Origin of the sequence: Cobetia sp. 1CM21F, assembly GCF_023161745.1 — a bacterium.
Classification (GTDB): Bacteria; Pseudomonadota; Gammaproteobacteria; order Pseudomonadales; family Halomonadaceae; genus Cobetia; species Cobetia amphilecti.
Map to the genome: position 1 here is coordinate 913,530 of NZ_JALNTQ010000002.1, position 12,550 is coordinate 926,079.

Here is a 12,550-nt window from a genome sequence, read left to right on the forward strand (position 1 = left end):
CAGCATACGACCGCGGGCCTCGGCTCCACAATCCGACTATCGCGTAAACTTACTACATTTTTCCAAATGCCCTTTTCCCGATACCCTGCGACGACGCTCCATCACCGAACCAGCGGCGTCACCGGACGCGCTGCTGACGTCGCACTCTCGCCCTGTCGCGCCTGCTCAGCCGCACGCTCCCGGCGCTTGGCCTCATCCCAATGCGCATCCATCTCGGCAAGCGAGGCCTCATCCAGCGTGCGCCCTTGCCCGGCGATCGCAGCTTCCACATGGCGGAAGCGTGATTCGAAGCGCGCATTGGTGGCGCGCAGCATCTGCTCCGGGTCCGCCTTGAGAGTGCGCGCGAGATTGACCACCGCGAACAGCAGGTCCCCGACCTCCTCGCGCGCATGGGCCGTATCACCCTCGGCCAGAGCTTCCTCGACCTCGCCGAGTTCCTCACGAATCTTGGCCAGCACGCCACTCGTGTCCGGCCAGTCAAAGCCCGAACGCGCGGCCTTCTTCGAGAGCTTGGCCGCCCGTGTCAGCGCCGGCAGGCCAAGTGGCACGCCATCCAGCACACTGTCGCCGGCAGTCTGGCTGGCAGGCGCGTCAGCGATCTCCTGCTGCTTGAGCGACTCCCACTGGGCGTTGAGCGAGCCTTCGTCGACCTCATGAGTGGCGATGCCTTCACGACGCGACGCGAGCGTGCCATCCGGGAAGACATGTGGATGGCGGTGCAGCATCTTCTCGGTCAGCACATGGATCACGTCGCGGAAATCGAAGTGTTGCTGCTCGCTGGCGATCTGGGCGTAGAAGACGCCCTGAAACAGCAGGTCACCCAGTTCCGCCGGCAGCTCCTCGAGCACGCTGGCATCGGCCGCGGCGCGCTCGATGACATCGGCGACCTCATAGGCCTCCTCCAGGGAGTGCGGCACCAGGCTCGCGTAATCCTGGCGGCTGTCCCACGGGCAGCCGTACTGCGGGTCACGCAGCACGGCCATCAGGGTCAGCAGGTCATCGAGGGTGTAGCGCGTATCGACTGGCGTGGCCGTCTCTTCGCCAGGTTCCCGACTTTCACCAGACTCCAGCCTCATGCCTTGTCGCCTCCGACCCGCAGGCGCTTGACGTCGATGATGTTGGGCAGCTGCTGGATGCGGGCGAACACGCGCCCCAGCACATCGAGATTCTCGACTTCCAGCGTGATCTTGAGCGTGGCGATGTTGTCGAGCTGATCGGTGCGCGTGTTCACCGACAGCACGTTGACCTTGTCGCCGCTCAGCACGTTGGTGACATCACGCAGCAGACCGGAGCGGTCCCAGGCCTGGATCTCGATATCGACCGGATACTGGTTGCGCGAACGCTGGCCCCAGTCGACATCGACGATGCGACGCGGCTCGTCCGAGCGCAGCTGGATCAGGTTCGGGCAGTCCTGACGGTGCACGGTCACGCCGCGCCCCTGGGTGATGAAACCGGCGATCTGATCGCCCGGTACCGGGTGACAGCAGTTGGCCATGGTGGTCTTCAGATTGCCGACCCCCAGCACCATGACGGCGTCGGGCTTTTCCTTGCCCTGCGGCTTGCGCTGGCGCAGCAGACGCTCGAGCTGCTCCTGATCATCGGTATCACCGAACAGCTGCTGGGCCTGGTGCAGCACCTGGCCGACGCGCAGATCGCCCGCACCGATGGCGGCGTACATGTCATCACGCGTCGGGTAATTGACGGCGTTGGCCAGCTTGTCGCGGTCGAGATTCTCCAGCGCCAGCCGCGAGAATTCCTTCTCGAGCAGCGCCTTGCCCTCATCGACGTTCTGATCGCGTGCCTGCAGCTTGAACCAGGTCTGGATCTTGGCGCGGGCCCGCGAGGTGCGCACGTAGCCCAGATTCGGGTTGAGCCAGTCGCGGCTCGGGCCACCCTTGGTGGCGGTCAGGATCTCGACCTGCTGGCCGGTCTTGAGCTTGTAGGTCAGCGGCACGATGCGCCCGTCGACCTTGGCACCCCGGCAGCGATGGCCGACCTCGGTATGCACGCGGTAGGCGAAGTCGATCGGCGTGGCGATCTTGGGCAGGTCGATGACATGCCCCTCCGGCGTGAAGACGTAGATGCGGTCCGGCGCGACGTCGGAGCTCAGCCCCTGACGGATCGCCTCCTGGCCGCCGTTCTCGCCGACTTCGTCCTGCCACTCGAGCACCTGACGCAACCAGGCGATCTTGTCCTCGTAGCTGCGACTCTTGTGACCGACATCGTGGCCCTTGTAACGCCAGTGGGCACAGACGCCCAGCTCCGCCTCCTCGTGCATGTCGAAGGTACGGATCTGGATCTCGATGACCTTGTTGCTCGGCCCCACCACCGCAGTGTGCAGCGACTGGTAGCCATTCTTCTTGGGGTTGGCGATGTAGTCGTCAAACTCATGCGGCACGTGGTGCCAGCGCGAGTGGACGATCCCCAGCGCCGTGTAGCAATCGCTGACGGTGCCGACCAGAATCCGTACCGCGCGCACGTCATACACCTGGGAGAAGGCGATGCGCTTGATCTTCATCTTCCGCCAGATGGAGTAGATGTGCTTGGCGCGGCCCGCGACATCGAAATGCTTGATGCCCTGCTCGCTCATCAGAGTGCGCATCTCGACCAGCAGGTCGGCGATGTAGTGCTCACGCTCCAGGCGCTTCTCGGACAGCTGCTTGGCGATGGTCTTGTATTCATCCTCCTCGCGGTATCGGAAGGACAGGTCCTCCAGCTCCCACTTGAGCTGACCGATGCCCAGGCGGTGCGCCAGCGGCCCGTAGATATCGAAGACTTCGCTGGCCACGCGCATGCGCTTCTCGCGCGGGGCATCCTTGACGTGACGCAGGGCAACGGTACGTTCGGCGATCTTGATCAGCGCGATGCGCACGTCATCGATCATCGACACCAGCATCTTGCGCAGGTTGTCCTGCTGGTCATGCTGCGCCATGCCATGACTCGGCGCCTGCAGCTGACTGATGGCGGCCATGTTGAGCACGCCATCGATCAGGCGGGCCACTTCCTTGCCGAAATGCTTCTCGATGGCCTCAAGCCCCAGATGCCCTTCACGCACCGCGCGATAGAGCACGGCCGCGACCAGCGCCGGTTGGTCGAGCTTGAGTTCCGACAGGATGTCGGCCATCTCGAGACTGAAACGGAAACTGCGCAGCGGTTCGCGCCACGGCTTGTCACCGCGGGCGTCCGCCTCGCGCGCCACCTTGAGCGCCACTTCACAGGCCTGCACCATGACCTCGGCATTCACCGACGGGACTTCCTCGCGCAGTCGCGCGACCCACACCGGGATGTCCACACCACCGCTATCGGTCAGCGGCTGATCTTCGCGCACCTTGACCATGACCCTATGTCCTTGAATATCTTGCCATCTTGATGACAGTGCCCGAGGGCACCGCCTCAGTCTTCCGCCCGCTCCAGCAGCAGCATCGATTCCAGATGTGCCGTGTGAACGAACATGTCCGCCATCAGGGCACGCGTGACGCGATAACCGGCGTCCTGCAACAGCCGTGCATCACGCATCAACGTGGTCGGGTCACAGGCGATGTACAGCACACGCTGCGGCACTCGGCTGACCCTCCCAGCATGCAGATCACGTGCCAGCTCCTCGCAGAGAGGCTGAGCGCCATCACGCGGCGGGTCTAGTACCAGAAGGTCGATACCCTCGAGTAACGGCAGGGCCTTGCTCAGGTCCGCTCGACGTGCACTCACCTGAGCCAGTCCGTTGGCTTCGGCATTGACCATCAGCTGATCGACCATGCCCTGACTGCCCTCGATGCCCGTCACCTCAATGGCGCCGGCCGCGGCAGCCGCCAGGGTCAGGTTGCCGACACCGGCGTAGAGATCCATCACCTTGAGGCCGCTGACGTCGCCCAGCCATTCGAAGGCGGTGTCGATCAGGCGCTGATTGAGCGCCGCATTGACCTGCACGAAGTCGCCCGGCGAGAAGGCAAGACGCAGCGTCGTTGCGCCGATATTCAGTGAATACGCGGCGTTCGGCGTGCCCGACAGCCACTCCAGCACCACCGGATCACGTCCGACCCGCCAGCCGACCACCAGGCCATGCTGCTCGGCGAAGGCCTGCCAGCGCTGCGCATCACGCGGCACCGCCTTGAGCTGGCGCACCACCACGATGACCTGCCCTTCGGCAGCGGTCAGCTCCAGATGGCCCAGACGCTTGGGTGCCTCGAGGCTTTCGATCAGCTCACGCAGCGGCGCGAGCAGGCGATCCAGCTCCGGCACCAACACGCTGCAGGTGGTGATATCGACCAGCTGGTTGCTGCCGCGTCCCCGGAAGCCGAACTGCAACTCACCGGCATCGGTCACGCGTACGCCGATACGCGCGCGGCGGCGATAACGGCTTTCCTCATCGCCCAGCGGCTGAATCTCGGGCAGCGTCACGCCATTGCGTGTCGCATGTTCGCCCAACACCTGCACCTTATGGGTGCGTTGTGCATCCAGCGCCATATGCTGCAGATCACAGCCGCCACAGCTGCCGAAATAGGCACAGGGCGGCGTCACGCGACTGTCAGCCGCGTTGTCACGTGCACGCACATGCGCCTCATTGAAGCGCTTGTGGGTGCGGTGGATGGCCAGTGTCACGCGCTCGCCGGGCAGGGCCTGATCGATGAACTGGGTCTTGCCGCTCTCGTCATGGGCGATGCCGCGCCCGTCATGGGCCAGGCGGTCGACCGTCAGCCACTGGCTGTCGGCATCGCTGGCATTGCGGGTGCCACGGCTGGCCACTTCCTTCTCGCGACGGGTCGGCTTGCGCGCCGGTCGCTTCTGTCCGAGCAGCGCCATCAGGAACGCTCCCCTGCGACGGCTTCATTGTGGGGCGTGTCCTGCTGAGTCATGTCGTCGTCCTGGGTATAGAGGCCTGTCGAGAGATAGCGGTCTCCCCGGTCACAGACGATGAACACGATGACCGCATTCTCGACCTGCTCGGCGAGCTTGAGCGCGCCCGCCAGCGCACCGCCGGAGGAGACACCGGCCAGAATGCCTTCTTCGCGCGCCAGGCGGCGCATGCAGACTTCGGCTTCGTGCTGACCGATATCCAGCGTGCGGTCGATGCGGGAGGCATCGAAGATCCGCGGCAGATACTCGGCAGGCCAGCGACGGATACCCGCGATGCTGGCGCCTTCGGCAGGTTGCAGGCCGACGATCTCGATGGCCGGATTCTGCTCCTTCAGATAGCGCGAGGTGCCCATGATGGTGCCGGTGGTGCCCATCGAGGACACGAAGTGCGTGATGCGCCCATGGGTCTGCTGCCAGAGTTCCGGCCCGGTGGTGCGGTAATGCGACAGCGGATTGTCCTGGTTGGCGAACTGATCCAGCGCCTTGCCCTCGCCACGCGCGATCATCCCCTCGGCCAGGTCCCGTGCGTGCTCCATGCCATCGGCTTCGATCAGCGTGGCCCCGTAGGCGCCCATCGCCTGCTTGCGCTCGCTGGAGGCACTGGCCGGCATCACCAGCACCATGCGGTAGCCCTTGATGGCCGCCGTCATGGCCAGCGCGATGCCGGTATTGCCGGAAGTCGCTTCGATCAGGGTATCGCCGGGAGAGATCTCGCCGCGCGCTTCCGCCTCCTGGAACATGGAAAGCGCCGGACGATCCTTGACCGAACCGGCGGGGTTGTGACCCTCCAGCTTGGCCAGCAGCACATTGTTGCGGCCTGCGGTGATGCGCGTCAGGCGCACCAGCGGCGTATTGCCGACGACATCTGCAAGACTGGGATAATCGGACGCGCCAGGGGTGGCGTCACCGGGGGTTTCGCTGAGATGAGACATGAGAGGCAGACTCCAGAGACGCCGCGCCCGGACAGCCGAATGACAGCGGTCAGGCGCTGACATCGGGACCAAGGACGAACGGGGGGCCGCGTCGGGGTGTAGATGATGCGCGCAGTATATCGCTCCCGCCCAGCCCTGTCAGGGCGCTCGCCATCGCTTCGCTCAAGAGCGCGAGGTATGCTTGCCGCTGATGCTCGTTCGCCCTTTGACGATGGATTGCCATGCTGCTTCGTACCCGATTCCAGCTTGCCCTCTTGCTGCTGCCCCTCGCCACCAGCCTGATGTTCAGCCTGTATGCGGTGGACCGCGAGATCAGCGGTGAGCGCCTGGCCATGATGGAGCGCCTGCAGGCCAGCATGCAGGCCATCATGCCGGGCATGGCCAACGCCGCCCTCGCCGCTGACGACCAGCGCCTGCACGAGCAGGCCCAGATGCTGATCGACCAGCGTGACGTGCGCGCCCTGACGCTGCGCACCGCCAACGGCGGCGCCCTGTTGCATCTCGGCCCCAGCCAGCGCCCGGAAACCAGCACGCTGGTCGAGAGTCAGGCCTACCCCTCGGACCCGGACTCGCTGGTGATGGTGATGCCGGTCATCGACCCGTGGCGCGAGACGCAACGCGGCGAGCAGATGTCATGGCTGGTGCTGGAGGCCTCCGACACCCGCCTGGTGCTGCATCGCTACCAGCTGCTGGTCGGCTACGGGCTGGCCAATCTGGTCTTCGGGCTGGCGCTGCTGCTGCTGGCTTTCCATGGCTCGCGCCGCATGCTGCAACCACTGCATGAACTGGGCGAGGCCCTCACCTGCCTGGCGCGCGGCGAGACTCACCGCCAGCTGCCGGTGGCAGGCAATGACGACCTCAGCGAGCTGGCCGAGAACTACAACCGCAGCGTCGAGCAGCTCAAGCGCGCCCGCGAGGACATGCAGGACCAGATCGAACAGACCACCCAGGACCTGCACGAGTCGATGGAAACCGTCGAGATCAAGAACATCGAGCTCGACATGGCGCGCCGCAAGGCGCTGGAAGCCAACCGCATCAAGTCGGAATTCCTGGCCAACATGAGCCATGAGATCCGCACGCCGCTCAACGGCATCATCGGCTTCAGCAACCTGCTGGGGCGCAGTGATCTGGACAACCGCCAGCGCGACTGGCTGGGCCACATGCAGAATGCCTCCTCGAGCCTGATGTCATTGATCAATGACATTCTCGACTTCTCCAAGATCGAAGCCGGCAAGCTCGAGCTCGAGAAGGTCCAGATGGACATCGAGCCGCTGATCGAGGAAGTGCTCGCCATGCATGCCCCGGAGGCCCATCGCAAGCATCTGCATCTGCTCGGGCTTGTCTATGACGACGTACCGCAGCGCTTCGAGGGCGACCCGCTGCGCATCAAGCAGGTGGTGACGAATCTGGTCGCCAATGCCGTCAAGTTCACCGAGCGCGGCGAAGTCATCGTGCGCGTGATGGTGGATGACCTCTCCGGCAGCAACACCCGCCTCAAGATCGCGGTGGCAGACACCGGCATCGGCATGGACAGCGCCCAGCGCAATCGCCTGTTCCAGGCCTTCTCGCAGGGAGACCCGTCACGGGCCCGTCAGTTCGGCGGCACCGGCCTGGGGCTGATGATCTCCAAGCGACTGGTCGAGCAGATGGGCGGCGAGATCCAGGTCGACAGCCTGCCCGGCCACGGCTCCACCTTCCTGTTCAGCGTGCCGGTGGCGGTAAGCAGCATCGAGGAGCGCCCGCGCGAAGTCGTGTTCGATCATCAACGCATCTGCCTGATCGAGCCGCACTCGGCCACCCGTCGCGCCCTGAGTTACCTGCTGACCCGCTGGTCACTGACGCTGGTCGGTATCGAAGAGCAGCCGGACCTGGTGGTGGTCGCGCTGGAGAGCCGTGACCTCAAGCGGCTGGATGAATGGGGCGCACGCCTCAAGCATCTGCCGTGTCGCGTGCTGGGTCTGCTGAACGCGCCCCTGCCCGCCGACGCCGAGAACCTGCAGCAGTACGGCATCGACGAGGTGGTCAGCAAGCCGGTCACACGCCTGCAGATGCGTCACAAGCTGGCCAATCTGCTGCATTCACCTCACCGCGACCCGACTCAGGCGCCGCGCAGCGCCTCCTTCACCTCGTTCGAGCCGGCCACACGCGAGCAGGACGCAAGCACGGCGCCAGCCGCCAAGCCGACCGCCACATCTGATGCGAACGCCACGCCAGCCAGCACGCCTGCCGCGAGCGCCACGCCTGTCAAGTCCCCACCGGCCGGCCCGCGGTCTGAGCTCACCGCCCAGCCTGCGAGCCAGGAAACGCCTGCGCAGCCTCGCAAGTGCGTGATGGTGGTCGACGACAACCCCTCCAACCGCCTGTTGGCCGAGGAGCTGTTGACCGACATGGGGCTGGACACTCTGGCCGCCCAGAGTGGCGAAGAGGCGCTGGCGCTGGCTCAGGAACAGGTCGTGGATGCCGTCCTGATGGATATCCAGATGCCGGGCATGAACGGGCTGGAAGCCACCAAGGCGCTGCGCCATCAACATCGCGAGGGCAACCGCCACCTGCCGGTGATCGCCCTCACCGCCCATGCACTGGCGCATGAACGGCGAGAGCTGTTGGCGGAAGGCATGGATGATTACCTGATCAAGCCCATCGACGAGGGCCTGCTGGCCAACCTGCTCAGCCGTCATCTGGGCATTTCGCTGAACCCGCCGCCGCAGGCCGCGCGGTCATCCAGCCAATCGCGCAGCCCTGCTCGCAGCCAATCGCGCAGTCCAGAACGCAACCAAGCGCGCAGCCCTGCTCGCAGTCAGGCGACGACTGCCTTGCCGCCGGGAGTGAAAGACGCTTCCAACCAGGCCGAGTCCTCATCGCCGGTAGCGCCACTGCCCCGCTCTGCCGCGAAGAGTCAGCTCAGCCTGGAGCAGGACGCCGACCTGCCGGTGGTCGACATGGCGCTGGGCGTGGAGATGGCCGGTGGCCGCGAGGCCCTGGCTCTGGAGATGCTGGGGCTGTTGATCGAGAGCCTGCCGGAGAGCGAGGCCAGGATCCGCCGCGCCTGGCAGGCGCGTGACAACGAGGCGATGCTCGATGGCGTGCATTATCTCAACGGCGCCTGCCGCTACTGTGGCGTGCCACGCCTGGCACTGCTGGTGGAGGCACTGGAGACCCGCATCCGCGTCAGCGGCCTGTCGCAACTGGAAGAGGATGTCGATGCCCTGTTCGCGGCCATCGACAGCCTGATCCAGTGGTCGCACAGCGACGAGGCCAAGGCCTTGCTCGCCGCGCCGCTTGAACCGGCCAGTCCCGCGGGTGAGACGCCGACAGCGTCCCCTGCCGAGACCTCACCCTCGTCCTCCCCCGCGCCCTCGGACGCACCGGCTGAGCCATCCGACACAGGCTCATCATCGGTAAGCAAGCCACAGACGAGCGAGCCACAGTCCAAAAACCAGCCCTGAAAGACCAGCCCTGAAAGACCAGCCCTGCACAAACGACAACGCCACCCGCTGCCGCGAGGCAGGGGTGGCGTTGTCGTATCGAGCGCCGTGTTCACAGGCGCGATACAGAGCCAGACCGAATAGGGCTAACGCTCCAGCACCACGAAGGCGATGGCCTGATCACGCTCATCACTGATCGACACATGCAGATGGCGGATACCCGCCCGCGCGGTCAGGGCTTCCGCCTCGTCAGACAGCTTGAGCGAGGGCTTGCCCAGGGCGTCGTTGACCACCTGAATCTGGGTGAAGCGCATGCCCTGACGCAGGCCGGTGCCCAGCGCCTTGACGAAGGCTTCCTTGGCCGCGAAACGCTTGGCCAGAAAGGCCGCCGGCTGAGGGTGATCGGCAAAGCGCGCCAGCTCCTCTTCCCCCAGCAGTCGGCGCGCAAAGCGCTCGCCGTGGCGCGCCATGCCTGCCTCGAAGCGCTCGATACGCGCGATGTCCGTGCCTATGCCGACGATCATCCGCAGCAGCCTGAGCCCTGCACATGCTCATGGTCATCACCGTGTTCGTGGTCATGGTCATGGTCATGCGCATCCAGCGCGGCCATCAGGCCCGCTTCCTGGCCTGCGATACACAGACGCTTCATCTCGATGACGGCCTCCTTCAGACCGACGAACATGGCGCGCGCGATGATCGCGTGACCGATGTTCAGCTCGTTGAGCCCGGAGATACCCGCGATCGCCTCGACGTTGTGATAGTTGAGGCCGTGACCGGCATTGACCACCAGCCCCAGCTCGTTGGCCAGTTCCGCGGCGGCCGCGATGCGCTCGAACTCGACACGCGCCGTCTCGCCCGTGGCATCGGCATAGGCACCGGTATGCAGCTCGATGACCGGCGCACCGGCTTCGAAGGCGGCACGAATCTGCTCCGGCTCCGGGTCGATGAACAGCGAGACTTCACAGCCCGCCGCTGCCAGACGCTCGCAGGCGGCGGTGATGCGCGCCAGATCACCGGCGACATCCAGTCCGCCTTCGGTGGTCAGCTCTTCGCGCTTTTCCGGCACCAGACACACGTTGGCCGGCTGGACTTCCTCGGCCAGCGCCAGCATCTCTTCGCTGACGGCCATCTCGAGGTTCATGCGCGTGTTGAGCACCTCGGCCAGAATGCGCACGTCGCGCTCCTGGATGTGGCGACGGTCTTCACGCAGGTGCACGGTGATACCGTCGGCACCCGCCTCTTCCGCGACCAGCGCGGCCTGGACCGGGTCCGGATAGCGGGTACCACGCGCCTGACGCAGTGTGGCGATGTGGTCGATGTTGACCCCGAGCAGGATGCGCAGCGGATGCATGATCAGCTCCTAACGATGAACAAGAGAACAGGCATGGCGACGAGGGCCATGCCGAAGACAGGTCGCGCAATACTATCATGCGTCACGCCGCAGCCGGACAGTGTCGCCACGCCTGATGACGTCAGTCGGACTGACGACTCTGACGCCGCCTGGCCGTCAGCTGCATCATCAACTCGCGCGAACGCAGCGGACGGTCCCCCAGCAGCGGCGCCAGCGCACGTCGCGCCAGCCACAGGCTCTCGCGGGCAAGCCCTGGATGGCCCCAGTCTTCGCTGGCCAGCAACTTCAGGGCCCGCCCTTCGATGCCCGCCGCGCCTGGCGGCTGCGCCTGAAAGCGACGTTCACTGACCACATAGTCATAGCGCACATCCGGCATCAGCAGGCTGTCATCCAGAGCGCGAAACTGCGGCAGTTGTTCCAGCGCTTCCAGCAGGCTGTACTCGAGCCGCCTGAGCGCGGGGGCGCGTCTGGCGGGCAGCGCCACCTCATCCAATGTCAGCGAGTAGAGCGCGAACAGCTCCGGCACCGGCATTTCCACCGGCAGCGTGCGGGTCAAAAGCTCATTGGCGTAGAACCCGCACAGCAGCCCCTCGCCCGCCAGCAGACTGGCGCTGCCGCCGGTCTCCATCAGGTTGAGAGTCTTGAGATCGCTCTCACCACGCCAGGTGACATGCAAGGGCGTGAACGGCTGCAGTCGTGCACGCGCCTTGCTGCCCGGGCGCTGAACGCCACGCGCCACCGCGCGCACCCGTCCGTGTTCGAGGGTCAGCAATTCGATGATGGCACTGGTTTCACGGTAAGGCTTGCGATGCAGCAGGAAGGCCGGTTGCGGCGTCATCAGGCAGGCTCACGTCAGACGGTGGCTTGGCAAAAAAAGCTGGCAGAAGGACTGGCAGAGGGGCTGGCAAGAAACGAGACCGCCTGGACAGGGCCAGGCGGTGCGCGACAGAGGCCGCGAGAACATCGGATCAGCGACGGGCAGCACATGGCAGTCGCGACCCTTCGGAGTCGCCACCGCCCTGCACCGCTCGCGCGACGTCGTCAGTCCTTGTCGTGGGTGTAACCCAGACTCTTCAGGGCACGCTCGTCATCCGACCAGCCACGCTTGACCTTGACCCACAGGTTCAGCATGACCTTGGCGTCGAAGGCACGCTCCATCTCGAGACGCGCTTCACGGCCGATGTTCTTGATGCGCTCACCGTTCTCGCCGATCAGGATCTTCTTCTGACCCTGACGCTCGACCATCATCAGCGCGCTGATGTGCAGGGTGCCGCGCTGATCGGTCTTGAATTCCTCGATCTCGACGGTCATCTGGTAGGGCAGTTCGTCGCCCAGCTGACGCATCACCTTCTCGCGCACCAGCTCGGAGGCCAGGAAGCGAGAGCTCTTGTTGGTGATCTGGTCGTCCGCGAACATGTGCTCGCCCTGCGGCAGACGCTTCATCACGTTCTCGAGCAGCAGATCGATGTTGGTGCCGTTCTTGGCCGACATCGGAATGATGGCCGCGAAGTCACGACGCTCCTGCAGGCTCTGCAGCCAGGGCGCGAGGGTGGTCTTGTCCTTGAGCCAATCGATCTTGTTGACCACCAGGATCACCGGCGCCTTCACGTGGGCCAGCTTCTCGAGCACGATCTGGTCTTCTTCCATCCAGCGGGTGCGGTCGACGATGAAGACGACGGCATCGACATCACGCAGCGCCTGGGTGGCGGCCTGGTTCATGAAGCGGTTGATCGCCTTGTTGCGATCGCGCTGCATGATGTGGATCCCCGGGGTATCGACGAAGACGCACTGGGTGCCCTCTTCGGTGTGGATACCCATCACCTGGTGACGCGTGGTCTGCGGACGACGCGAGGTGATCGAGACCTTCTGGCCCAGGATGTGGTTCATCAGCGTCGACTTGCCGACATTCGGGCGACCGACGATGGCGACGAAGCCACAGCGGGTGTCCGGCAGCGGCTGATCGCTGACACCGGCGGCGGCCAGCATGCCCT

Annotated in this window: 9 protein-coding genes; 1 reads left to right on the plus strand and 8 read right to left on the minus strand. The window is 65.1% G+C overall.

Annotated elements, in window-relative coordinates; all coding sequences use genetic code 11:
• Positions 1-101 precede the first annotated feature (101 nt).
• Genes mazG through cysM form a run of 4 tightly spaced genes read right to left on the minus strand, consistent with a single transcriptional unit; the run spans position 102 to position 5,783 of the window.
• Positions 102-1,076: a nucleoside triphosphate pyrophosphohydrolase gene (gene mazG, locus MSG32_RS09585; RefSeq protein ID WP_282460324.1), complete on the minus strand. Its 975-nt coding sequence runs from the start codon at positions 1,074-1,076 to the stop codon at positions 102-104.
• On the minus strand, positions 1,073-3,337 hold the full coding sequence (gene relA, locus MSG32_RS09590; RefSeq protein WP_043331860.1) for a GTP diphosphokinase: 2,265 nt from the start codon (positions 3,335-3,337) through the stop codon (positions 1,073-1,075). The genes mazG and relA overlap by 4 nt, the downstream gene beginning before the upstream one ends.
• Positions 3,338-3,393: 56 nt before the next feature.
• Positions 3,394-4,797 (minus strand): RsmD family RNA methyltransferase, encoded by a 1,404-nt coding sequence (locus tag MSG32_RS09595; protein ID WP_248379273.1) that lies wholly within the window; start codon positions 4,795-4,797, stop codon positions 3,394-3,396.
• Positions 4,797-5,783 (minus strand): cysteine synthase CysM, encoded by a 987-nt coding sequence (gene cysM, locus MSG32_RS09600; RefSeq protein WP_107335311.1) that lies wholly within the window; start codon positions 5,781-5,783, stop codon positions 4,797-4,799. The genes MSG32_RS09595 and cysM overlap by 1 nt, the downstream gene beginning before the upstream one ends.
• 221 nt (positions 5,784-6,004) lie before the next feature.
• Between cysM and MSG32_RS09605 the strand changes: the two genes are divergently transcribed.
• On the plus strand, positions 6,005-9,229 hold the full coding sequence (locus MSG32_RS09605; RefSeq protein WP_248379274.1) for a hybrid sensor histidine kinase/response regulator: 3,225 nt from the start codon (positions 6,005-6,007) through the stop codon (positions 9,227-9,229).
• Between the two features lie 125 nt (positions 9,230-9,354).
• Here the strand turns inward: MSG32_RS09605 and acpS are convergent, their stop codons facing one another.
• The 4 genes from acpS to era all read right to left on the minus strand — a co-directional run bounded on the left by acpS (position 9,355) and on the right by era (position 12,545).
• Entirely contained in the window at positions 9,355-9,732 is a 378-nt protein-coding gene (acpS, locus tag MSG32_RS09610; protein WP_216059790.1) for a holo-ACP synthase, read from the minus strand.
• The gene (pdxJ, locus tag MSG32_RS09615; protein WP_054554985.1) at positions 9,729-10,559 is read right to left on the minus strand and encodes a pyridoxine 5'-phosphate synthase; all 831 of its coding nucleotides are present in this window, start codon (positions 10,557-10,559) and stop codon (positions 9,729-9,731) included. Before pdxJ ends, acpS begins: the two co-directional genes overlap by 4 nt.
• A 121-nt stretch (positions 10,560-10,680) precedes the next feature.
• Positions 10,681-11,397: a DNA repair protein RecO gene (gene recO / locus MSG32_RS09620; RefSeq protein WP_248379275.1), complete on the minus strand. Its 717-nt coding sequence runs from the start codon at positions 11,395-11,397 to the stop codon at positions 10,681-10,683.
• Positions 11,398-11,600: 203 nt separating this feature from the next.
• A complete protein-coding gene (era, locus tag MSG32_RS09625) occupies positions 11,601-12,545 on the minus strand; it encodes a GTPase Era (protein ID WP_052384345.1) in 945 nt (314 codons plus the stop codon).
• Positions 12,546-12,550: the final 5 nt, after the last annotated feature.

Excerpts from the sequence above, each read along its gene's own strand:
- era (WP_052384345.1), bottom strand. The coding sequence starts at position 12,545 with ATGCTGGCCGCCGCCGGTGTCAGCGATCAGCCGCTGCCGGACACCCGC.
- MSG32_RS09605 (WP_248379274.1), top strand. The coding sequence starts at position 6,005 with ATGCTGCTTCGTACCCGATTCCAGCTTGCCCTCTTGCTGCTGCCCCTC.
- cysM (WP_107335311.1), bottom strand. The coding sequence starts at position 5,783 with ATGTCTCATCTCAGCGAAACCCCCGGTGACGCCACCCCTGGCGCGTCC.
- recO (WP_248379275.1), bottom strand. The coding sequence starts at position 11,397 with ATGACGCCGCAACCGGCCTTCCTGCTGCATCGCAAGCCTTACCGTGAA.
- relA (WP_043331860.1), bottom strand. The coding sequence starts at position 3,337 with ATGGTCAAGGTGCGCGAAGATCAGCCGCTGACCGATAGCGGTGGTGTG.
- MSG32_RS09595 (WP_248379273.1), bottom strand. The coding sequence starts at position 4,797 with ATGGCGCTGCTCGGACAGAAGCGACCGGCGCGCAAGCCGACCCGTCGC.
- acpS (WP_216059790.1), bottom strand. The coding sequence starts at position 9,732 with ATGATCGTCGGCATAGGCACGGACATCGCGCGTATCGAGCGCTTCGAG.
- pdxJ (WP_054554985.1), bottom strand. The coding sequence starts at position 10,559 with ATGCATCCGCTGCGCATCCTGCTCGGGGTCAACATCGACCACATCGCC.
- mazG (WP_282460324.1), bottom strand. The coding sequence starts at position 1,076 with ATGAGGCTGGAGTCTGGTGAAAGTCGGGAACCTGGCGAAGAGACGGCC.